This is a genomic window from Streptosporangium jomthongense, assembly GCF_042650425.1.
GTDB lineage: Bacteria > Actinomycetota > Actinomycetes > Streptosporangiales > Streptosporangiaceae > Streptosporangium.
The window spans coordinates 219,502-241,240 of record NZ_JBHSBC010000014.1; the positions used below are offsets into that span (position 1 = coordinate 219,502).

A 21,739-nucleotide genomic window follows, 5' to 3' on the forward strand; every position below is an offset into this window, starting at 1 on the left:
CGTCTCAGACCACGACCTGTACGGCGGGCGCGGGCCCGTGCCTGGCGATCTCCGACCAGGCACGGGCGAGCCGGTGGACGAGTTCGTCGAGGATCTCGGGGGAGAAGGTGAAGGGCAGCCTGATGTGGTTGGTGTGCCCGCCGTCCGGGTCCATCACGGCTCCGGGCACCACGTCGACGCCGTGCCGTACGGCGACCTGGGCGAAGGCCATGGCGTCGACACCGGGCAGCTCGACCCACAGGGCGCCGCCGCCGTCGGGGCGACGCCAGCGCCAGCTCGGCAGCCGGTCCCGCAGCAGGGCGTCGATGTGGTCGAGCTGCAGGCCGAGCTCCTTGGCCCGTTCGGCGAGGATCCGGTCGAGGCGGGGCATCAGCCTGGCCGCGAGGGCCTGGTCGATCACCGGGCTGCCGATGTCGGCGAGGACCTTGCGCCGGGAGAGCCGCTGCACGATCTCGGCGGGCCCGCGGACCCACCCGATGCGCAGGCCGCCCCAGACGGCCTTGGCGAGCGAGCCGAGCGAGAGCATCTCCGTGCCGGGCGGCGCGTAGGCCGCGAGCGGCGCGGGTACGGCCCCCGGTTCCGCGTGGTAGGTCATGTAGGCGTTGTCCTCAAGGACGGGCACCTCGTGCTCGGCGGCCAGTTCCGCGATCCTGCGCCTGCGCGCCGCCGACATGAGCACCCCGGTCGGGTTGTGGTAGGTCGGCATGAGATAGAGGAGCGAGGGTTTGCGCTCCCGCAACATGGCGCCGAGCGTGTGGATCTCAGGCCCCTCCTCGTCGAGCGGTACGGTCACCAGGCGCGCCCCGGCGGAGCGGAACACGTCCAGGCAACCGGGCCAGTTGGGCGACTCGACCAGCACCGTCGCCCCCTGGCTGACGTACAGCTCGGTCACCAGGACCAGGCCCTGGTGCGCGCCCGTCGTCACCACGATCTCGTCGTGCGCGGTCGGCAGGCCGTTCCTCGTCAGGTAACCCGCGATCGCCTCACGCAGCTCAGGAAGCCCGGAGGGGTGGTAGCCGGGCCCGGAAAGCAGGTCGTCCAGGTCGTCGCGGACCAGCTCGCGCAGCGCGACGGCCAGCTCGGGCGCAGCCCCGCCCGCCGCGACCGCGACGGAGATCAGCTCGCCGGGGCCGTCGATCAGCCGCTGGAAGATGGTCATCGCGGTGCCACCGGGCACCCGCCCGTCGGCGGTCGGCCTGCGCACCTTGACGTCCGAGGCGATCCTGGTGCCGCTTCCCTGCCGGCTTGACAGCAGGCCCGCGCCCCGCAGCTCCTGGTAGGCCGCGACCACGGTCGCCCTGCTCACCTGGAGCGCGTCGGCCAGCCCGCGCTCGGAGGGCAGCCGGTCGTCAGGGAGGAGCAGGCCGTCCTCGACGGCCTGCGCCAGCGCGTCCGCGAGCTTGCGATAGAGAGGGCCTCGGCCCGACGCCCAGTCACCGAGGAGCGCGACGATGTCACGCTCGGTGGAAATGCGGTCCATTTTTCCCTCTACTGGATCTGGCCACTTGTGCCAAGGGTGCCAAGAATGGACGCAGTGGGCAATGGAAGTGGACTGGAAAATGACCAATTTTCTCTTTTTCCTGGCCGCGGCCGTGTTCCTGGCCGTGGTTGTGCCGCGTTTCGGCGCGGACACCCGTGACGGCCGGGACTGGAAACCCGCCGATCCCTATCCGCCGGAGCGCGCGGTCGTCACCGCCGTAACCGGCAGGCAGACCGGGCGGGCGCGGGCCGGACGACGTACGCCACGGCGGAGGGCGACGGAGGTAAGGGCGTCCGGCCCGCGCGGGACGGTCGGCGTGCGTCACCCGTAGGTTCCCCGGCCCCCCGGGCGGCGGCGTTTCGCCGTGCGCGGATCAGGGGCCGGGGTCGGGGGCGCTCAACAGCCGGTCGAGGGACTCCGCGGTCCCGCGGGGGTTCCCTGCCTTCTCCCGGCCGTCGGGGGACCACAGGAAGAGCCATCCGTCTCCGGCCGGGGTGGCGAAGACGATCGTCTGTCTCAGGCTCTCCGGATGCCACACCCACAGCACCGGGTCGTCCCCGCCGACCATGCGGCTGGCCAGCCCCTGCCGCGACAGCTCGGCGGACAGGGACCCAAGGTAGGTCAGGCGTTGCTGGCTGAACGTGCTGGTCACGTCGGCACCTCAGAGTCGGCTGCCCCCAGGATCGCCCCAGGTCAGCCCCCTGACAACAGGCATGGGGGAATTCTCGGAAATATCGCCTTCCGGATGGGGTGGGTCGTCCCGCACGCCCCGGAACATGCGCTGTCGTCCGGCCTCGCTCGAACAGTCGTTCGGCTATATTGGACGCGCTGACGCTCCTCGGCGTGCTCTCCGGAAAATGTCGGTGGCACCCCGTAGCTTTCTGGCAACCGATCCAACCCGCGACCCTCCAGGGGGGCTCCCATGGCAGCTAACGACCGCGAGAAGGCGCTTGAGACCGCCCTCGCCCAGATCGAGCGGCAGTTCGGCAAGGGCTCCGTCATGCGACTCGGTGACGAGGCACGTGCGCCCATCGAGGTGATCCCGACCAGTTCCATCGCGCTCGACGTCGCCCTCGGCATCGGCGGTTTCCCGAGGGGCCGCATCATCGAGGTCTACGGTCCCGAGTCCTCCGGTAAGACCACGGTCGCCCTGCACGCCGTGGCCAACGCCCAGCGGGCCGGCGGCATCGCGGCCTTCATCGACGCCGAGCACGCCCTCGACCCCGAGTACGCCAAGAAGCTCGGCGTCGACACCGACGCGCTGCTGGTCTCCCAGCCCGACACCGGTGAGCAGGCGCTCGAGATCGCCGACATGCTGATCCGTTCCGGCGCCATCGACCTGCTGGTCATCGACTCGGTCGCGGCCCTGGTGCCGAAGGCCGAGATCGAGGGCGAGATGGGCGACAGCCACGTCGGCCTCCAGGCCCGCCTGATGTCCCAGGCGCTGCGCAAGGTCGCGGGCGCGCTCAACAACACCGGCACCACCGCGATCTTCATCAACCAGCTCCGCGAGAAGATCGGCGTCATGTTCGGCTCGCCTGAGACCACGACCGGTGGAAAGGCGCTGAAGTTCTACGCCTCGGTCCGTCTCGACATCCGCCGCATCGAGACGCTGAAGGACGGCACCGAGGCGGTCGGCAACCGCACCCGGGTGAAGGTCGTCAAGAACAAGATGGCTCCGCCCTTCCGCGTGGCCGACTTCGACATCCTCTACGGCGTCGGCATCTCCCGCGAGGGCGGCCTGATCGACATGGGTGTCGAGCACGGCTTCGTCCGCAAGTCCGGCGCTTGGTACACCTACGAGGGCGACCAGCTCGGCCAGGGTAAGGAGAACGCCCGTAACTTCCTGAAGAACCACCCCGACATCGCCAACGAGATCGAGAAGAAGATCAAGGAGAAGCTCGGCATCGGCCCCCGCCTGGACAGCCCGGCCACCCCGCCGCCCGCCGCTCCGGCCCCCGCCGCCTCCTCCGGCCGTGGCTCCAAGGCCTCGACCCCCAAGCCGGGCGACGCCTGATCCGGGCTGACCGATGACGACGGGACCTGATTCCGGTCCGGCCGGTGAGGCCGGGCCGCGAGACTGGGGTGCCTGGCCCGACTCGGAGGACACCCGGCGGGACCGGCGCGGCCGGGGCTCCTCCCGGGGCACGCGTGCCCGGGGGAGGCGCGCCGGGCGCGCGGGGGAGGGGGACGGTCTCCTGCCCGACGGTCCGGCCGAGGGGTCGGTGGCGGCCCGGGGGCCCGACGCCGATCCGCAGGCGGTGGCGCGGGCGATCTGCCTGCGGCTGCTGACCATGGCGCCACGCACCCGGGCTCAGCTCGCCGAGGCGCTCCAGCGGCGCGAGGTGCCGCAGGAGGCCGCCGAGGCGGTGCTGGAGCGTTTCTCCGAGGTCGGTCTCATCGACGACGAGGCGTTCGCCGAGGCGTGGGTGAGCTCCCGTCACACGGGGCGGGGGCTGGCCAGGAAGGCGCTCGCCTCGGAGCTGCGCCACCGAGGGGTCGACGAGGACATCGTCAAGGACGCGGTCGAACGGCTCGACCCCGAGCGGGAGGCCGAGACGGCGCGCGCCCTGGTCACGCGCAGGCTGTCCTCGACCCGTGGTCTGGATCCCGCGGTCAGGACCCGCAGGCTGGCGGGCATGCTCGCCAGAAAGGGCTACGGCCCCGGGCTGGCCTTCCGGGTGATCCGTGAGACTTTGGAGAGCGAGGAGGCGGACAATTTCCCCTCCTCACCCTCTTCCATGGACGAACACGACTATTCGGAGGATTGACCCGGGAGCCGGTGGCCCCAGGCGCCCCTCCCCATTCCGTACGGCCGCCGCCCCGGTCCTGACGGGTGTCGTCGCCGTCGGCGAAACCTGAGCGGCCGGCGAGCCGGTGCGTCCTGCGGCCGTGCCGTACGGGGGAAAGGGGGGTCGCTTCACGTTCGAGTGTTTCCCGGTGCGCCTTTGCTTGCCCGTTACCTCTTTGACGCTTAACCTCGACGGCAGTGAGGAGTTACTCCGCGCAGCGCGGATTGTCATAACGGTAAATTGCGGACGAACAAGCTTCATGGATGCGGGCAGGCGACAGAGCCGGTGGGATGGGCTGATGCGGCGTCGCTCCCGGATCAACATATGTCCTGGTGATACCACCATGTGGACTTTCCGTGCCGTGCGTGTGACGCCTCGTGTCTTGCTATTGGCAACGCGAGGAGGGCGGGGCGCGCATGAATTCGGTTGTGGTCGTCACTTTGACGGTCGCGGTCGCGGTTCTCGCCGTGGCGATGATAGCCGCGCTGATCGTGTTGCTACGCCGTACCGGCGGAGCACTGGGACGGCCGAGCGGTCCCTCACCCGAGCAGCTTGAGGAGATCCAGACCGAACTTGAGGTGGCCAGGCAGGAGGCCGCCGAGATTCGCGCCAAGGCGGAGAACGACGCCGGAGACCTTCTACGCAGGTCGGAGGCCGCCGTGGAGGCCGCCGCCGGGCTGCGCAAGGAGGCGGAGGCCGAGAGCAGGCTCCTGAAGCAGGAGCTCAAGGAGTTCCGCTCCGACCTCGAACGCAGGGAGAAGCGGCTCGCCGAACGGGAGCAGCGGCTCGACGAGGAGGCCAGGCGCCAGGCCGAGCGGGCTCGCAAACTGGCCGAGACGGAGACCGAGCTCGCCGACCGCCGCGAGGACCTCGACCGGGCCGCCCAGGAACGCAGGGCCGTCCTGGAGAGGGTGGCCGGGCTCACCGGCGAGCAGGCCAAGACCGAACTGGTCAAAGAGATCGAGAACCAGGCCAAACGTGAGGCCGCCCTGATCGTCAGAGAGATCGAGGGCCAGGCCCGCAAAGAGGGGGAGAAGCGCGCCACCAAGATCGTGACACTGGCGGTCCAGCGGGTGGCCACCGAGCAGACCGCCGAGTCCGTCGTCAGCGTCCTGCACCTGCCCGGCGACGAGATGAAGGGCCGCATCATCGGTCGTGAGGGCCGCAACATCCGTGCCTTCGAGTCGACCACCGGGGTCAATCTGATCATCGACGACACCCCCGAGGCGGTCCTGCTGTCGTGCTTCGACCCGGTCCGCAGAGAGACCGCCAGGCTGACGCTGGAGAAGCTCGTCCTCGACGGGCGCATCCATCCGCAGCGCATTGAGGAGGCCCACGAGCGCAGCAGGGCCGAGGTCCAGGACCTGTGCGTGCGCGCCGGTGAGGACGCGCTGGTCGAGCTCGGCATCACCGAGATGCACCCCGAACTCGTCACCCTCCTCGGCCAGCTCCGCTACCGCACCTCCTACGGGCAGAACGTGCTCGGCCACCTGGTCGAGTCCGCCCACATCGCCGGGATCATGGCGGCCGAACTCCGGCTCGACCCTCTGTTGCTCAAGCGCTGCACACTCCTGCACGACATCGGCAAGGCGCTCACCCACGAGGTGGAGGGCAGCCACGCGCTCATCGGCGCCGAGATCGCCAGACGGTACGGCGAGCACGAGGACGTGGTCCACGCGATCGAGGCCCACCACAACGAGGTCGAGGTCAGGACCGTCGAGGCCGTGCTCACCCAGGCCGCGGACGCGATCAGCGGTGGCAGGCCGGGGGCCAGGCGGGAGTCCCTCGAAGCGTACGTCAAGCGCCTTGAGCGGCTGGAGGAGATCGCCACCTCCTACGACGGCGTCGAGAAGGTCTTCGCCATGCAGGCGGGCCGAGAGATCAGGGTCATGGTCAAACCCGACGCGATCGACGACATCCAGGCCCAGGTGATCGCCCGGGACGTGGCCAAGCAGGTCGAGGAGGAGCTGACCTACCCCGGTCAGATCCGCATCACCGTGGTCCGGGAGTCCCGCGCCACGGAGTTCGCCCGATAGGGGTCGTCCAGGCGCGGGGTCACCCGGCGTGCCGGAGCCGTCAGGAGTGGAAGATCTGCTGGTAGAAGGCCAGCTCGGTGGCCAGGGCCGTGCTTCGGGTCTCGGCGCGGCGGAAGCCGTGTGACTCTCCCTCGAAGGTGAGGTAGGTGCACGGGATACCGCGCTCGGCCAGGGCGTCGGCGAAGGCCTGCGACTGCTCCGGAGGCACCACCGGGTCGGACAATCCCTGCAGCAGGAGCATCGGGCAGGTCACCTTGGAGACCATGCCCAGCGGTTCGCGGGGGCCGTACAGCGCGGGGTCCGCACCGATCAGCCAGTCGATGTAGCGGGACTCGAAGTCGTGGGTGGTGGTCACGAACGAGGCGAGCGCGCTCACCCCGTAGTAGGAGACGCCGCCCGCGAACGCGTCGGAGGCGCAGCAGGCGGCCATGACCGTCCAGCCGCCCGCGCTGCCGCCCCTGATCGCGATCCGCCGTGAGTCGGCGAGCCCCTCGGCCGCCAGCCACTCGGCCGCGGAGACCGCGTCCTCGACGTCGACGATCCCCCACTGCTCGTGCAGCAGGTCGCGGTAGGCGCGGCCGTACCCGGTGGAGCCGCCGTAGTTGAGATCGAGCACGCCGATGCCCCTGCTGGTGAAGAAGGCCTTCTCCAGGTCGAGCGCGCTGACGCTGTGCGCGGTCGGACCGCCGTGCACGAACACCACGTACGGCGCGGGCCCCTCGCCCCTGGCCTCGGGGCTGACGGGCGGGTAGACGATCGCGTGCACCCGGCGCCCGGCTTTGCCGTCGAACTCGACGGCCCGGGGAACGGGCAGGTAGGCGGGGTCGGGCAGTTCGGTGGCGTCGCGCCGGAACTCCTCGGCGTTCCCCGTCGCGGGGTCGAGCCGGACGACGGCGCGGGGAATCTCCGGGCCGTAGGCGATCGCGGCCACCGCCCGCCCGTCGCACGACAGGGACGGGTGCCAGCCGTCGTAGGGGGTTTCGAGGTCGGTCAGTGTGCCGTCCTCGGGGTCGAGCACGCCCAGGCGCAGGTCTCCCCGGCCGTGCAGCAGGACGATCCGCCCGTCGGCCAGCGGAGCGTAGGGTGCTCCGCCGAGCTGCCACAGCGGTCCTGCGCACTCCTCCTGGAGGGGGTGGAGCGCCCGCGCGGGGGCGCCGCCGACGCCGCTCAGGTAGAGGTTCCACCAGCCGGAGCGGTCGGAGATGAAGTAAAGGCTCAGGTCGTCGCGCCAGGAGGGGGCCAGGACCGACTCCTCAAGGCCTCCGGCCACCGTCCTGGTCAGGCCGTCGGAGAGCCGGGTGACCCGTATCTCGGTGCCGTTCCACGGCATGCGGGGGTGGTCCCAGCAGACGTAGGCCAGGTGTTCGCCGTCGGGCGACAGGGCGGGGAAGGCGTAGAAGTCGCTCCCGCCGACGAGCTCGCGCGTCTCGGCCCCGCCGTCCAGCGGGATGGAGACGATCGAGCGGCTCACCCGTCCTTCGGCGTCGTGCCGCTCGCGCACGCACAGGATCCGCCCTTCGTGGACGGTCATCTCGGCGTAGCGCAGGCCGCACTCGTGCTCGGGTTCCGGCGTGAGGGGCTCGGGCTCGGAGCCGGGGGACAGAAGGTAGAGGCGCTGGTCGGCGAAGTTGGCGAACACCAGCCCCCCGCCGGGGACCAGGGCGTACGGCCGCCCGCCGTACTCGTGGACGCGGGTCCTGGCGTTCCACGGAGCCGCCAGGAGCTGCGTGCGTGTGCCGTCGGCCTCCTGCCGCACGATCGTGGTGCGGCCGCCCTCAAGGGGGCGGTCCTCGGTCCACCACATCTGGGTTCCCGACACCGTCGGGAACCCCAGGCGCAGCCCCGACCGGGCGACACCCGTGGTCGAGATGGGAGAGGGCCAGGTGGCATACGGCCGGACGACCTGCTCGGGGGACATGGCGCCATCCTGCCCGATAACCCGTCCCGTGTCGCCGGTATGGTCCTCATCCCTCGCGGCGTGCGGAAATTCGTTTCCCATGCTCACCTGATGCAGCCTCCCAAACAGTGATGATCAGCTTGTCCCGGACTCCGTCAGTCGACCGCGGAGACGCCGGGGGTCGTTCCGGACACCACGATCGCCCCGGGGGGTTCGACCGGAGCGGCCGTGGTCCTGCGGCTTCGGCGGCTGCGTCTCTCCAGCCAGGTGGCGACGGCGCCGACGGCCAGGTTGATGATGATGTAGACGATCGCGATGACGATCACGGAGGGGATGAGGTTGTTGAAGTTGGACGGCAGCACACGCGCCCCCGCGTTCAACAGGTCCTCGAAGGAGACGATGAACCCCAGCGCGGTGTCCTTCAGGAGCACCACGAGCTGAGAGACGATCGCCGGCATCATGGCCGTGACCGCCTGCGGCAGCAGGATCATCCGCATGACCTGGCCCTTGCGCAGGCCGACGGCGTAGGCCGCCTCCGACTGGCCGCGCGGCACGGCCTGGATGCCCGCCCGCACGATCTCCGCCAGCACCGACCCGTTGTACAGGACCAGGCCGACGACCACGGCGGCGAACGGGGTCACGGTGAGCCCGAAGACCGCGCTCCCGCCGTACATCACCGCGAAGATCATGATGAGCAGCGGGATCGCCCTGAAGAACTCCACCACCACACCCGCGGGGACGCGGATCACGGCGTGGTCGGACAGCCGTCCGATGCCCAGGACGAACCCGAACGGCACCGCGATCAGTGAGGCGACCAGTGCCGCGCTCAGGGTGTTCAGCAGGCCGGGCACGATCAGGTTGAGCCACACGTCGCCCCGCAGGAACGGCGTCCACAGGGCCGGGTCGAGCTGGTTCTTCTCACCCAGCTTGGCCACCATCAGGTAGGCGGCCAGCAGCGCCGCCACGACGACCAGCACCGTGAGCACGGTGTTGCGCGTCCGGGCGCGTGGCCCGGGGGCGTCGTAGAGGACGTCGGCCGAGCGCGCGTTCACCGGACCACCGCCAGCCGCCTGGACAGCCAGGTGAACAGCAGCCCGGTCGGCAGGGTCAGGACCAGGAAGCCGAGGGCGAACCCGAAGAAGATCGGGACGACCGAGTCACCGTGTGCCTCGAAGAGGGTCTTCATCGTCAGCGAGGCCTCGGTCACGCCGATGGCCGCGGCGATCGTGGTGTTCTTGGTCAGCGCGATCAGGATGCTGCCCAGCGGGGCGACCACCGCGCGCAGCGCCTGGGGCAGCACGATCAGCCTGAGGTTCTGGGAGAAGGTCAGGCCGATGGCGCGGGCCGCCTCGGCCTGGCCGACCGGCACGGTGTTGATCCCGGACCTGATCGCCTCGCAGACGAACGCGGCCGTGTAGGCGGACAGCCCGATGATCGACAGCCAGAGGTAGTTCGTGGACAGGCTCGTGGAGAAGGAGATGTCCAGCACCAGGCCCAGGCCGAGCCCGCAGAAGACGATCACCAGGGTCAGCGGCGTGTTCCGCAGGGTGTTGACGTAGACCGTGCCGATGCCGCGCAGCACGGGCAGCGGGCTGACCCGCATCGCGGCCAGGATCGTCCCGAGGACCAGGGCCGCGGCCCCGCTGGCGAGCGTGAGCCGTATCGTCAGCCAGAAGGCGCTCAGGATGGCCGGGAATTCGTCGAGGAGTGCCTGCACTCGTTCCCTCCAGGGAACCCGGGCCGGGACGCGCCCCGGCCCGGGGACGGGTCAGTAGCGCTCGATGGTCGGCGGCGTGGTGAAGAACTTACCGAACTCACCGAAGTTGGCGTCCACGGCCTTCTTCCAGCTTCCGTCGGCGAACATCTTCTCCAGAGCCTTGTTGATCTTCTCGCGGGTGTCCTTGTCCTCCAGCTTCAGGCCGATGCCGTACTTCTCCTCGGAGAAGGGCTTGCCGACGAGGCGGAACTTGCCCGGCGACCGGGCGGCGAACCCGGCCAGGATCGTCGCGTCGGTGGAGATCGCGTCCACCTGCTTGTTCTCCAGCAGCGGCAGGCAGGCGCCGTAGCCCTGCTGCTCGGTGAGGTACTGGCTCTTCCACGCCTCGCCGAACTTGTCGACCAGGCGCTTGGGCGAGGAGGAACCCTGGGCGCCGCACACCTTCTTGTTCCTCAGGTCCTCCTCACCGTTGATCGTCGTGTCGTCGGCGCGGGTCAGGATGTCCTGCCCGGTGACGAGGTACGGCCCGGCGAAGGAGATCTTCTTCTTGCGGTCGTCGGTGATCGAGTAGGTCGCGGCGACGATGTTGACCTGGCCCTGCTGGATGAACGGCTCCCGGTTGGCCGAGATGGCCTCCTTGAACTCGATCTGGTCGTCCCGGTAGCCGAGCTGCTTGGCGACGTATCTCGCCACGTCCACGTCGAAGCCCTTGAACGAGCCGTCCGGCTGTTTCTGGCCGAGCCCGGGCTGGTCGAACTTGATGCCCACGACGAACTTGCCGCCGCCGCTGCCGCCACCGCACGCGGTGAGTCCGGCCACCATGGCGGCCACCGCGACCAACACGGTTCCGGCACGCTGTACACGCATCCTGCTACCTCGTCTTCCCTTGAGAGATACCGGCGGCCCTAGTGCGTAAGGATCTTGGAGAGGAAGTCCCTGGCCCTGTCGGTCCTGGCGGAGGTGAAGAACTCCTCGGGAGTGCTCTCCTCGACGATGCGGCCCTCGGCCATGAACACCACCCGGTCGGCCGCGCGGCGGGCGAACCCCATCTCGTGGGTGACGACCATCATCGTCATGCCGTCGGCGGCCAGGCCGATCATGACGTCGAGGACCTCCTGGACCATCTCCGGGTCCAGCGCCGAGGTCGGCTCGTCGAACAGGATCATCTTGGGGTTCATGGCCAGGGCGCGGGCGATGGCCACGCGCTGCTGCTGGCCGCCGGAGAGCTGGGCGGGGTACTTCGCCGCCTGGGCGCCGATGCCGACCCGCTCCAGCAGCTCCATGCCCAGCGCGCGGGCCTCGGCCTTGCCCAGGCGGCGCACCTTGACCGGGCCGAGGGTGACGTTCTCCAGGATCGTCTTGTGCGCGAACAGGTTGAAGGACTGGAACACCATGCCGACCTCGGCCCTGAGCATGGCCAGCGCCCTGCCCTCCGCGGGGAGCGGGCGCCCGTCGAAGGTGACCGTGCCGTCGTCGACGGTCTCCAGCCTGTTGATCGTCCGGCACAGGGTCGACTTCCCGCCTCCCGAGGGGCCGATGACCACGACGACCTCCCCCCTGGAGATCGTCAGGTCGATGTCACGCAGGACGTGCAGGTTGCCGAAATGCTTGTTCACGTTCGTGAGGACGACCAGAGGAGTCGCTTCCCCGTTCTCCGTCATGAAACACAACGTAAATCCGTGATCGGCACCTCGGGCTAACCCTGAGGTACCGATCAGATCACATCCCCCTTACTCCGGGTAAAGGTTTGTTGTTTTCTGTCATATCTCGATGAGATCCACAGGCATAAAGGGCTGTTCGAGTGGTTCGGCGGGATCCTGCCCGGTGATCCCCGGCGCGGTGCCCATGGGAGGCGGGGCGGCTCGGGCCGTACCTTGGGGTCGGCGGAGCGCCTACCCTTGTCTTGAGATGACTGCCACCGTGGAGAGCGCCCGCACGTACGAGGTTCGTACCTACGGGTGCCAGATGAACGTGCACGACTCCGAGCGCCTTTCCGGCCTTCTTGAGGACGCGGGCTACGTCCCCGTGCCCGAGGGGCAGGTCGCCGACGTGGTCGTGTTCAACACCTGCGCCGTGCGAGAGAACGCCGACAACCGGCTCTACGGCAACCTCGGGCACCTGCGCCCCTCGAAGGTCGGCAACCCCGGCATGCAGATCGCCGTCGGTGGCTGCCTGGCGCAGAAGGACCAGGGGGAGATCGTCCGCAGGGCGCCCTGGGTCGACGTGGTCTTCGGCACGCACAACATCGGCTCGCTGCCGGTGCTGCTTGAGCGGGCGCGCGTCCAGCAGGAGGCGCAGGTCGAGATCAAGGAGTCGCTGGAGACCTTCCCGAGCACGCTGCCGACCAAGCGCGAGTCGGCCTACGCCGCCTGGGTCTCGATCTCCGTCGGGTGCAACAACACCTGCACCTTCTGCATCGTGCCCTCGCTGCGCGGCAAGGAGAAGGACCGCCGTCCCGGCGACGTCCTCAGCGAGGTGCGGACCCTCGTCGGCCAGGGGGTGCTGGAGATCACCCTGCTCGGTCAGAACGTCAACACCTACGGCGTCGAGTTCGGCGACAAGCTGGCCTTCGGCAAGCTCCTGAGGGCCTGTGGCGACGTCGAGGGCCTGGAGCGGGTCCGTTTCACCAGCCCGCACCCGGCCGCGTTCACCGACGACGTCATCGCGGCCATGGCCGAGACGCCCAACGTGATGCACCAGCTCCACATGCCCCTGCAGTCCGGCTCCGACCGGGTCCTGAAGGCCATGCGCCGCTCCTACCGGGCCGAGCGCTACCTGGGCATCATCGAGCGGGTCCGCGCCGCCATGCCCGACGCGGCCATCTCCACCGACATCATCGTCGGCTTCCCCGGCGAGACCGAGGAGGACTTCCAGGAGACCCTGGAGGTCGTGCGCCGTTCCCGCTTCGCCAACGCCTTCACCTTCCAGTACTCCATCCGTCCGGGCACGCCCGCGGCGACCATGGACGGGCAGGTGCCCAAGGAGGTCGTGCAGGAGCGCTACGAGCGTCTCGTGGCCCTGCAGAACGAGATCTCCTGGGAGGAGAACCGCAAGCAGGTCGGCCGGACGCTGGAGGTGCTGGTCGCCGAGGGCGAGGGCCGCAAGGACGAGGCGACCAACCGCCTGTCCGGCCGCGCCCCCGACAACCGTCTGGTCCACTTCACCCCGGGGGACGAGACGCCCAGGCCCGGTGACATGGTTCGCGTCGAGGTCACCTACGCCGCGCCGCACCACCTGGTGGCCGACGGGCCCGCTCTCGAACTGCGCCGTACCCGCGCGGGGGACGCCTGGCAGGCCAGGCAGGGCGCTGCGGCGACCGGTGGCTCCGGCGTCATGCTCGGCATGCCGTCGATCGGCCGTCCCGCCGCCCCCATGGTCCAGGACTCCGGCTGCTCCGTCCGTTCCTGAACGCCGTTCAGCGGCCCTCAAGGCCGTCGAGCACGGCGTCGCAGTAGGCGCGGCGGATGCCGTCCAGCATGTCGCAGAAGCTCTGCCGCCTGGGCTTCCTCGCGGGGGCCTCGGGCCGTCTGATCGGTTTCTTGACCTTCGGGTGCCGCGGGAGCTGACGCGGAGCCGGGTGTGTACGACCCCACGCGGTGCGCCCCTGCGGATGCGCGGGCGGCCGCAGGTGCGGACGCGCGGGCAGGTGCGCGGGCAGGCGCTCCGCCCGGTGTCCCGTCTTACGGGCCACCGGCGGCACGAGCACGGCCGCGGGCCCAGGGGGAAGCGGCGGAGGGTACGGCGCGGCCACCGGCGTCCGCGTGACGACCCGGGTGAGGCCGGGGTCCGGCCCGGGGACGGGAGGCTCGGGCGAGCCGGTGACGATCGCGACGCTGATCCCCGCCACCCCGGCGGCCACGACCACGCTCGCCAGGGCGTACGGCCACGCGTACGGCGCCCTCCCGGAGTATGACAAGCCGCACTTCCTTCCTGAGGGCCGAAGAGCCCGGGAACCGTGAGGGCCGCAGGAGCCCGGAGCGTTCGGGGGCGTCGGAGACTGGGGGACGTTTCGTGTTCCGTCCAGTTTGGCGCGCCACCCAGAGGTCCTGTGCGTGTTTTCCCTGGAGAACAGGTATTTCCGGCTCTTTCCCCGGACAGGCTTCCCGATGGGCGTGGAAACCCGGCGCGGGCGAAACGGCAAATATGGATCGATCCATTTTGCGCGCCCTATATAAAGCAACAGCGTGAAAAATCAGGAAAATGTGAGAACCGTAGTGTTGTCTCCGAGGCCGGAGGAGTGCGGGACGGTCAAAGCGCTCCGTTACTCTGACGAGGTGCTTGTCGCCGCGGCGGTCTGCCCGCATCCTCCGTTGCTGTTCCCCGAGCTGGCCGGTGAGGCCGCCCCCGAGCTCGACGGGCTGAGGGACGCCTGCGCGGTCGCGGTCGGCGGCCTGCGCGAGGCCGGGCCCGAGGCGGTCCTGGTCGTCGGCGGCGCGACCCGCGCCGGGGCGTACGGCCCGCACGCCGCAGGGAGCCTGGCCCCCTGGGGGGCCGACGTCCTGGTCGGCGCCGGGCAGCCCGTGCTGCCGCTCTCCCTGACGGCGGGCCGGTGGCTGCTCGACCGGGAGGGGATGGCCGCGACCGCCTTCCACGCCGTGCCGTTCGACGCCTCCGAGGAGGAGTGCGCACGGCTGGGGGCGCGGCTGGCCGAGGAGCACGACAGGGTCGCGCTGCTGGTCATGGCCGACGGCTCCGCCCGGCTGACCGAGAAGTCACCGGGATATCTGGACCCGCGGGCGCTGCCGTACGACGCGGAGATCGTCGAGGCGCTGGGGCGGGGCGAGGTGCCGGAGCTCGACCGGGGACAGGCCGAGGAGCTGTGGGTCCAGGGCAGGGCCGCGCTACGGGTCCTGGCGGGGGCGGGCGGTCGCCTCGACGGGAGGGTCCTGTACGCCGACGCCCCCTACGGGGTCGGCTACTTCGTCGCCGCCCTCGCGTCCAGGGCCTCCACGGCCCCCTGAGGGGTCGTCAGGCCACGACGCGGTGGGGCACGGCGATCCGTTCCAGGTCGTGTGCCAGGACGACGTCGCCGCCGAAGTGACGCCGGGCCTCGTCAAGGAAGCGGGGCTCGTCGCCGGCTCCATAGCGTTCCGACAGGTGCGTCAGGACGAGACGGCGCACCCCGGACTCGGCGGCGACCAGGCCGGCCTGCTCCGCGGTCAGATGGCCGTAACGGGAGGCGAGCGCGGCCTCCCCGGAGAGGAACGTGGACTCGACCACCAGCAGGTCGACCCCCTCCGCGAGGGCGAACACCCCGTCGCACAGCCGGGTGTCCATCACGAAGGCGGCGCTCTGACCGGGGCGTGGCCTTGAGCACTCCGCGAGCCCGACCGTCGTGCCGTCGGGGGCGACGACCGTGCCCGTGCGCTGCAACTCCCCGATCGCGGGGCCGTGAAGACCTCGCGCGGCCAGCAGTTCGGGAACCATCCGGTGGCCGTCCGGTTCGTCGAGACGGTAGCCGTAGGAGTCCACGGGATGGGACAGCGGGCGGGCGGTGAGGGTCACCGGCCCCGCGTCGAGGCGCGTCTCCTCCCCGGAGACGGGGTGTTCGGCGATGACCGAGGTGTCGGCGAAGGCGGTGGCGTGACGCAGGCGCCGCCAGTAGACCTCCCCGCTCGCGGGGAAGACCGCCGTGACCCGGTGGGCGACCCCGTCCCTGGCGATGCGCTGGACGATGCCGGGGACCCCCAGGCAGTGGTCACCGTGGAAGTGCGTGACGCAGATCCACGTGACGTCGTGCGAGCCGACTCCCGCGTACAGCATCTGACGCTGGGTGCCCTCCCCGGGGTCGAACAGGAAGCCCTGGCCGTCCCAGCGCAGGAGGTAGCCGTTGTGGTTGCGGTGCCGGGTGGGAACCGCGCTTGAGGTGCCGAGGACGACGAGTTCGCGATGGGACACGAGCCGATGCTAGGGCCTGTTGATCGCGATCATCGGTGGGGAATACGGCTCCATGCGGCGCTCTTTCATGAAGAATGCCGTTACCTGCCGCGGCCGGCGGGGATCGGGGACGCACTCACAAGGGGGACACATGGCGGCAACCGTGGCGTTCGGGACGGTCCAGACGCCCCTGGGGGAGATGCTCGCCGCCGTCACCGAGGACGGGGTCGCCGGGGTCGGCTGGACCCACCGTAGCGGGAACCTCAGGGCACGCATGCTGGCGGGCCTCGGCCTGGCCGAGGCCGACGACCGGGACAGGACGGCCGCGGTGCTCGGCGAGCTCGCCGAGTACTACGCGGGCAGACTGCGGACCTTCCGCGTCCCCGTCGACTGGCGGCTGACCTCGCCCGTCCAGCGCAGGGTGCTCGGCACGCTGTACGAGACGGTCGGCTACGGCAGGGCCGTGACGTACGGCGAGCTGGCCACGCGCAGTGGCACGGGTGTCCCGGCGAGGGCCATCGGGTCGATCATGGGGGCCAACCCCATCCCGATCATCGTCCCCTGCCACCGGGTGGTCGCGGGAAACGGGCTCGGCGGGTTCAGCGGGGGAGAGGGCGTGGAGTCCAAGCGCTGGCTGCTCACCCTTGAGGGCTATCTGCAGCCGACCCTCGACTGGGACTGAAAGGCCCTCTCACCTCCGCGCCCACCGAGCCTGGAACCCGTCAGACGGCGGGCGGGTCGATCCTGCCCTCGTCGGAGCGGCCCTGACCCGGGTACCCCGGGGAGGCGTCCTGCCCGGGAGGCCGTGGTGTGCCGTCCGGTTCGTCGATTCTGTCGGCCATCTCCTTCGCCTTGGCGGCCGCGGTGTCGATGTGCCGGTCGTACTTGCCGCCCGTCTTCTCCTTGGCCATCCGCGCCGCCTGGTCCACGCCCTGCTTGGCGAGTTCCTCGGCCTTGGCGCTGTGGTCGCCGAGCATGCTCTTGACCTTGTCGAAGATCGACATGGGTGAATCCCCCGATCCGATGTGACGAATCATCGTCATCCCGTGCATACCCAGGGAGTTGACACACTTATCACCGTGCGCCAGCTACCAGTCATCGCCGTCGTGGGTCCCACCGCCGCGGGCAAGTCCGACCTCGCCGTCGACCTCGCCCTCGAACTGGGAGGTGAGGTGATCAACACCGACTCCATGCAGTTCTACCGGGGAATGGACATCGGGACGGCCAAGCTGACCCTCGGGGAACGGCGCGGGGTTCCGCACCACCTGCTCGACATCTGGGAGGTGACCAGGACCGCGAGCGTCGCGGAGTACCAGTCGCTGGCCAGGCCGCTGATCGACGACATGCTTGCCAGGGGGGTCGTGCCCATCCTGGCCGGGGGGTCGGGACTCTACGTGCGGGCCGCGCTCGACGACCTGGAGTTCCCCGGCACCGATCCCGGCATCCGCGCCAGGCTGGAGGCCGAGCTCGAACGTGTGGGAACCGCTCCCCTGTACGAACGGCTCCGCGAGCTCGACCCGAAGGCCGCCGGGGCGATCCTGCCGGGAAACGGCCGCAGGATCGTCCGCGCGCTGGAGGTCATCGAACTGTCCGGGAGACCGTTCTCGGCCACCATGCCCTCCTACGACGCGATCTACCACAGCGTCCAGCTGGGGGTCGAGGTGCCCAGGGAGGTCCTCGACGAGCGGGTCGCCGTACGGGTCGAGCGGATGTGGGAGGCCGGGCTGGTGGAGGAGGTCGGACGGCTGGCCGCGCACGGCCTCGCCGAGGGCCGTACGGCCAGCCGGGCGCTCGGCTACGCCCAGGTTCTGCGCTTCCTGGACGGCGAGTGGACCGAGGATCAGGCGAAACAGGAGACGATCCGGGCCACCCGCAGGTTCGTCCGCCGTCAGGAGTCGTGGTTCCGGCGCGACCCACGGGTGCTCTGGCTGCCCCAGCAGGAGCCCGATCTGCTGGGCAGGGCGCTCGCGCTGATACCCCGGTAGGGCGCCGATAGAGTTGGAACATGCGATTCGTCAAGGGCCACGGCACAGAGAACGACTTCGTGATCATCCCCGACCTCGACGGCGAGCTGGAGCTCTCCGCGGCGTTCGTCGCCGCGGTGTGCGACCGGCGCGCGGGGATCGGGGCGGACGGAGTGCTGCACGTGATGCCCACCAAGCTCAGCCCAGAGGTCGCCGACCAGGCGGGCCGGGCCGAGTGGTTCATGGACTACCGCAACGCCGACGGCAGCGTCGCGCAGATGTGCGGCAACGGTGTGCGGGTCTTCGCCCGCTACCTGGTCGACTCGTGCCTGGCGGACGCCGGCGAGTTCGGGGTCGCCACCAGGGGAGGAGTCAAGCGCGTACGGCTGGCCGAGACCGGCGACGTGACCGTGGAGATGGGGCGGCCGAAGACGTTCGGCGAAAGCGCGACGACCGTCTCGGGAAAGCGCTACGAGGGGCTCCACGTCGACATGGGCAACCCCCACCTGGCATGTGTCATCGGCGACCCGGTCGCCCAGCTCGACCTGTCCCGTCAGCCCGGCTTCGACCCCGCCGTGTTCCCCGAGGGGGTGAACATCGAGCTGCTCAACCCGGTCGGGGAGCGCCGCGTGGTGATGCGGGTCTTCGAGCGGGGCTCCGGCGAGACGCGTTCCTGCGGGACCGGCGCCGTCGCCTCGGCCGTCGCCGCGGCCCGGCTGGCAGGGGAGAACACGGGCACCTGGGCGGTCGAGGTGCTCGGCGGCACGGTGACCGTCACCCTCGAAGAGGACACCAGTTACCTGGCTGGGCCCGCCGTGATGGTCGCCTCGGGGGAGCTGAACCTGTGAGCTCGCGGGAGCGCTCTCACGGCCCGGCGCGGCGAACTCCACCGAACCGGGTGAATCACGTGGCCAATCGGGATGGCGCAGTCGTTTGGGGCATGGTCGCCGACCTGGCAGACTGACGTCCCATGGACGTGGACATCTGGGCCTGGGTGGGCGACACCCAGCGGCAACTGCACGAAGCCGGGAACACCGGCCTGGCCATGGCGATCGGCGACGTGCCCGCGCAGGCGCTGGAGGGCCGGTACGCGCAGCTCGACGTGCTCGCGCCGGCCATCGCACAGCAGGCGCAGAACCTGGGGCTGCCCTGGCTGGAGTTCTACGCCCGCTACTGGCACCTGATCGGCCGCGTCGGCGACCGCGCCCAGGGGGCCGTCGCCCTCGCCGACGCCGAGACGCTGGTCGAGCTCGCCCAGCGGGAGGACATCCGTGACTGCCCCGGAGCGCCCGGGGCCGTGACGGCGCTGGCCCTCACCCAGGCGAACACCGACGGTCCCGGCTACGCCGACGAGCGGCTGGCCGCCCTCGGCGCCCTCGGGGTCGAGCCGGACTCGCTGGCCTTCTCCTCCGTCGCGGAGCAGTACGTCTCGGCTCTGCTGGACGCGGGCCGCGCCGAGGAGGCGGTCACCTACGCCGAGTCCGCGGTCGGCAGGCTCGGCGCCGCCGACAGGCAGGCGAGCTGGGAGCTCGGTGCCGCCTCCGCCCGCGCCCTGCTGGCCGCGGGGCGCGCCCAGGACGCGCTCACCGCGCTCGACGCGGCGACCGGGTTCAAGCCCGACGACCCCGTGGCCAAGGAGCACCGCGAGGGCGTGCTGCGCTCGCTCGTGCTCGCCGTGCTCGGCAAGCCGCAGGAGTCCGTCGACGCGCTGCCCGACCTGGACGTGGTCGGCGACCACCCGCGGGTCTGGGCCGAGTGGGCGCGGGCCATCCGTGAGCTCGCCGGATTCGCGAAGATCACCAACACCTGGCAGCTCGGCCGGGTGCTCAAGCAGTGGATCGACTACTTCGCCATGATGGGCGGCTACCGCACGCGGGTCGAGCTGGCGCTGGTCGCCGGGGACCTGGCGGTGAGCAGGCAGAGCGTCTGGCAGGCCAGGCAGCTGGCCGACATCGCCGAGTCCGCGGTGGGCGAGCTGAAGTCCGCCGGGGACGCCGCCGGGAGCATCGCCGAGCGGATCGCCGCGCTGCGCACCGCCGCGGACGCGGTCGTCGAGCCGGAGGCGCCGGGTCCCGAGGCTGAGCTGGTCGAGTACTTCGACGCGGCCGACGGCTTCAACGCCGACCCCGAGCGCTGGGTCGGCTGGCTGGCCCCGCTCTCCGGCCGTGACCTGCCCGCCACCCGCAGGCACACCACCACGCTGGGCTTCCTCGGTTACCCGGCCAGGGGCGCCGACATCTACTGGACCATGCTGGTCGAGTCGGGCGACATCGAGACCGCCGACCAGCAGGACGTCTCCTACCTCACCGGTCTGCTGATCGAGGCCCGTCAGGACGAGCGCCTCGAACAGATGGCGCAGCGGCTTCCCGAGGCTCAGCGTCACCTGTCCCTGGGCCGTCTGCACCGCGCGCGGGAGCGCTGGGAGCAGGCCGCCGCCGAGGGCGAGGCCGCCGTCGCCGCGGGCGCGGGCATGGAGGCGAGCCGTCTGTGGGCCGCCGCCGTGCAGCAGAGCGGCGACAACGCCAAGGGCGCCGCGATCCTGCGTGACGCGCTCGACTCGGAGGAGATCGAGCCGGAGGACATCTGGCGGATGATCACCATGGCCACGGCCGCCGAGGACTGGGAGACCGTCCGCGCGGGCACCACCAAGCTCGGCATGCCGCTGCAGTCGACGGAGGGACCGATCGAGGAGGAGATGGGCCTGGTGCGCATCGTCCTGCCCGCTCCCGACGGCAGCCAGCGCGTGGTCATCAGCCTGCGCACCGGCCCCGCCACGGCCAGGCTGGCCATCCCGCAGCCGACCGGCATGGACTACAACGCCGGTGACCTGGTCGTCTTCGACCCGCAGCTGCTGGAGCCGATCCCGGAGAGCCAGGAGGAGCAGGAGGGCTTCATCCCGCCGTTCGCCGCGGTCAGCATGCTCCGCCCGGGTGGGTACACCAGCTGGTTCTTCGACGGCGCCGCTCCGAGCGAGGCCGACTGGACCGAGTTCAACGAGGTCATGGCCGAGCGCGGCTGGCCGATGTGGGTCTACAGCGACGACAGCTACACGGTCGCGCACCCGACCTCCGGCGAGCGGCTGCCCGGCGTCTTCGGCTGGATCGCGATCCCGCCGGACGTCACGCCGGTCGAGCTCGACGCGGTGCTCGACGACGCCACCGAGCGCTGGGTGCATCCGCTGGCCTGGCTCGACCTCGCCAAGGCCGTCGACGTCGAGGTCGAGCGGCACGAGCGCATCGTCAAGGAGTATGGCCTGTAGCCGTGCCCGTATCCGTGCCCGCCCGGAGCCATCTCCTCCGGGCGGGTACGTACTCCCTGCCCGTGGGTCGCGAGGCCGTGGCGGCGGGTTCCGCGTGGCGAGTGCGGTGATCCCGGTGAATTCTCGTAACGTGAGGTAATCGTCTCACCTGAGTTAAGCATCCAGTTTCATGGAACATGCGCGCTCGTTACGTGGACATGTCACAGTTCCTGTACTCAGGTGAGTGGATGGAGGCATCTTGCAGGACATCGACCGGCTCGGCGCGGTGATCCGGGACGAGCGCCCGTGGGGTGCTTTCGAACGGTACACACTCAACGAGACGTCCACGGTGAAGATCATCGAAGTGGCGCCGGGGCAGCGGCTCAGCCTGCAGCGGCACGAGCACCGTGACGAGCTCTGGGTCGCCCTCGACCCCGGCGCGGTGTTCGAGATCGACGGTGAGCGGATCGAGCCCGCCGTCGGCGACCGGGTGCTCATCAGGGCGGGGCAGACTCACCGGCTCAGCTCGTCGGGCAAGGCGACCCGGATCCTGGAGATCGCCTTCGGATACTTCGACGAGGACGACATCGAGCGGCTTGAGGACTCCTACGGTCGCGTCTGAGGGGTTACTTACCATCGCGTCCTGAAACAGGTAATGAGGGTTACGGCGTGTGACCTTATGATTGATGACGGTGGATGCGGGTAGTTGGCCGCTTCGTCATCGCTGAAGTCGTAATT

At 70.3% G+C, this 21,739-nt stretch carries 21 protein-coding genes; 11 read left to right on the forward strand and 10 right to left on the reverse strand.

All coding sequences use genetic code 11. From position 1 onward, the window contains the following. Nucleotides 1–4 precede the first annotated feature (4 nt). Nucleotides 5–1,480, reverse strand: a complete 1,476-nt coding sequence (locus ACFOYY_RS15715) for an aminotransferase-like domain-containing protein (RefSeq protein WP_362910844.1) — start codon at nt 1,478–1,480, stop codon at nt 5–7. Nucleotides 1,481–1,559: 79 nt separating this feature from the next. Here ACFOYY_RS15715 and ACFOYY_RS15720 point away from each other — a divergent pair, with 79 nt between their 5' ends. Next, the gene (locus ACFOYY_RS15720) at nt 1,560–1,811 is read left to right on the forward strand and encodes a hypothetical protein (RefSeq protein WP_352008551.1); all 252 of its coding nucleotides are present in this window, start codon (nt 1,560–1,562) and stop codon (nt 1,809–1,811) included. A gap of 42 nt (nt 1,812–1,853) precedes the next feature. Here ACFOYY_RS15720 and ACFOYY_RS15725 read toward each other — a convergent pair whose 3' ends face one another. Further along, a complete protein-coding gene (locus ACFOYY_RS15725) occupies nt 1,854–2,132 on the reverse strand; it encodes a hypothetical protein (RefSeq protein WP_386190152.1) in 279 nt (92 codons plus the stop codon). Between the two features lie 270 nt (nt 2,133–2,402). Between ACFOYY_RS15725 and recA the strand changes: the two genes are divergently transcribed. The 3 genes from recA (at nt 2,403) to rny (ending at nt 6,308) form a co-directional block, all read left to right on the forward strand. Then, the gene (recA, locus tag ACFOYY_RS15730; protein WP_352008553.1) at nt 2,403–3,497 is read left to right on the forward strand and encodes a recombinase RecA; all 1,095 of its coding nucleotides are present in this window, start codon (nt 2,403–2,405) and stop codon (nt 3,495–3,497) included. A 13-nt stretch (nt 3,498–3,510) separates the two neighbouring features. After that, nucleotides 3,511–4,251, forward strand: a complete 741-nt coding sequence (gene recX / locus ACFOYY_RS15735; RefSeq protein WP_386190153.1) for a recombination regulator RecX — start codon at nt 3,511–3,513, stop codon at nt 4,249–4,251. A gap of 437 nt (nt 4,252–4,688) precedes the next feature. Next, complete coding sequence (gene rny / locus ACFOYY_RS15740) at nt 4,689–6,308, forward strand: ribonuclease Y (protein ID WP_352008555.1); 1,620 nt, start codon at nt 4,689–4,691, stop codon at nt 6,306–6,308. A 40-nt stretch (nt 6,309–6,348) separates the two neighbouring features. Here the strand turns inward: rny and ACFOYY_RS15745 are convergent, their stop codons facing one another. The 5 genes from ACFOYY_RS15745 to ACFOYY_RS15765 form a co-directional block, all read right to left on the reverse strand. After that, nucleotides 6,349–8,226 (reverse strand): S9 family peptidase, encoded by a 1,878-nt coding sequence (locus ACFOYY_RS15745; protein WP_386190154.1) that lies wholly within the window; start codon nt 8,224–8,226, stop codon nt 6,349–6,351. A gap of 134 nt (nt 8,227–8,360) precedes the next feature. After that, nucleotides 8,361–9,257: an amino acid ABC transporter permease gene (locus ACFOYY_RS15750; protein ID WP_352008557.1), complete on the reverse strand. Its 897-nt coding sequence runs from the start codon at nt 9,255–9,257 to the stop codon at nt 8,361–8,363. After that, the gene (locus ACFOYY_RS15755) at nt 9,254–9,922 is read right to left on the reverse strand and encodes an amino acid ABC transporter permease (protein WP_352008558.1); all 669 of its coding nucleotides are present in this window, start codon (nt 9,920–9,922) and stop codon (nt 9,254–9,256) included. Before ACFOYY_RS15755 ends, ACFOYY_RS15750 begins: the two co-directional genes overlap by 4 nt. A 51-nt stretch (nt 9,923–9,973) precedes the next feature. Further along, nucleotides 9,974–10,789 (reverse strand): glutamate ABC transporter substrate-binding protein, encoded by an 816-nt coding sequence (locus ACFOYY_RS15760; protein WP_352008559.1) that lies wholly within the window; start codon nt 10,787–10,789, stop codon nt 9,974–9,976. 38 nt (nt 10,790–10,827) lie between these two features. After that, on the reverse strand, nt 10,828–11,583 hold the full coding sequence (locus ACFOYY_RS15765) for an amino acid ABC transporter ATP-binding protein (protein ID WP_352008560.1): 756 nt from the start codon (nt 11,581–11,583) through the stop codon (nt 10,828–10,830). Nucleotides 11,584–11,830: 247 nt separating this feature from the next. Between ACFOYY_RS15765 and miaB the strand changes: the two genes are divergently transcribed. Further along, nucleotides 11,831–13,330, forward strand: a complete 1,500-nt coding sequence (gene miaB, locus ACFOYY_RS15770; RefSeq protein WP_362774559.1) for a tRNA (N6-isopentenyl adenosine(37)-C2)-methylthiotransferase MiaB — start codon at nt 11,831–11,833, stop codon at nt 13,328–13,330. 7 nt (nt 13,331–13,337) lie between these two features. On the opposite strand, the gene ACFOYY_RS15775 is transcribed toward miaB, so the two are convergent. Beyond that, entirely contained in the window at nt 13,338–13,838 is a 501-nt protein-coding gene (locus ACFOYY_RS15775; protein ID WP_352008562.1) for a hypothetical protein, read from the reverse strand. A 358-nt stretch (nt 13,839–14,196) separates the two neighbouring features. Here ACFOYY_RS15775 and ACFOYY_RS15780 point away from each other — a divergent pair, with 358 nt between their 5' ends. After that, nucleotides 14,197–14,883, forward strand: coding sequence for a class III extradiol dioxygenase subunit B-like domain-containing protein (locus ACFOYY_RS15780; RefSeq protein WP_352008563.1), 687 nt, complete (start codon nt 14,197–14,199; stop codon nt 14,881–14,883). A 7-nt stretch (nt 14,884–14,890) separates the two neighbouring features. Here ACFOYY_RS15780 and ACFOYY_RS15785 read toward each other — a convergent pair whose 3' ends face one another. After that, nucleotides 14,891–15,820 (reverse strand): ribonuclease Z, encoded by a 930-nt coding sequence (locus ACFOYY_RS15785; RefSeq protein WP_386190155.1) that lies wholly within the window; start codon nt 15,818–15,820, stop codon nt 14,891–14,893. Nucleotides 15,821–15,950: 130 nt separating this feature from the next. Here ACFOYY_RS15785 and ACFOYY_RS15790 point away from each other — a divergent pair, with 130 nt between their 5' ends. Next, nucleotides 15,951–16,481, forward strand: coding sequence for a methylated-DNA--[protein]-cysteine S-methyltransferase (locus tag ACFOYY_RS15790; RefSeq protein ID WP_362774568.1), 531 nt, complete (start codon nt 15,951–15,953; stop codon nt 16,479–16,481). Between the two features lie 40 nt (nt 16,482–16,521). On the opposite strand, the gene ACFOYY_RS15795 is transcribed toward ACFOYY_RS15790, so the two are convergent. After that, complete coding sequence (locus ACFOYY_RS15795) at nt 16,522–16,803, reverse strand: antitoxin (RefSeq protein ID WP_352008566.1); 282 nt, start codon at nt 16,801–16,803, stop codon at nt 16,522–16,524. 75 nt (nt 16,804–16,878) lie between these two features. Between ACFOYY_RS15795 and miaA the strand changes: the two genes are divergently transcribed. The 4 genes from miaA to ACFOYY_RS15815 all read left to right on the forward strand — a co-directional run bounded on the left by miaA (nt 16,879) and on the right by ACFOYY_RS15815 (nt 21,623). After that, entirely contained in the window at nt 16,879–17,784 is a 906-nt protein-coding gene (miaA, locus tag ACFOYY_RS15800; protein WP_352008567.1) for a tRNA (adenosine(37)-N6)-dimethylallyltransferase MiaA, read from the forward strand. Nucleotides 17,785–17,804: 20 nt separating this feature from the next. Further along, nucleotides 17,805–18,611, forward strand: a complete 807-nt coding sequence (gene dapF / locus ACFOYY_RS15805; RefSeq protein WP_352008568.1) for a diaminopimelate epimerase — start codon at nt 17,805–17,807, stop codon at nt 18,609–18,611. A 122-nt stretch (nt 18,612–18,733) separates the two neighbouring features. Continuing rightward, nucleotides 18,734–21,022, forward strand: coding sequence for a tetratricopeptide repeat protein (locus ACFOYY_RS15810; RefSeq protein WP_362774578.1), 2,289 nt, complete (start codon nt 18,734–18,736; stop codon nt 21,020–21,022). 238 nt (nt 21,023–21,260) lie between these two features. Continuing rightward, entirely contained in the window at nt 21,261–21,623 is a 363-nt protein-coding gene (locus ACFOYY_RS15815) for a phosphomannose isomerase type II C-terminal cupin domain (RefSeq protein ID WP_352008570.1), read from the forward strand. Nucleotides 21,624–21,739 lie beyond the last annotated feature (116 nt).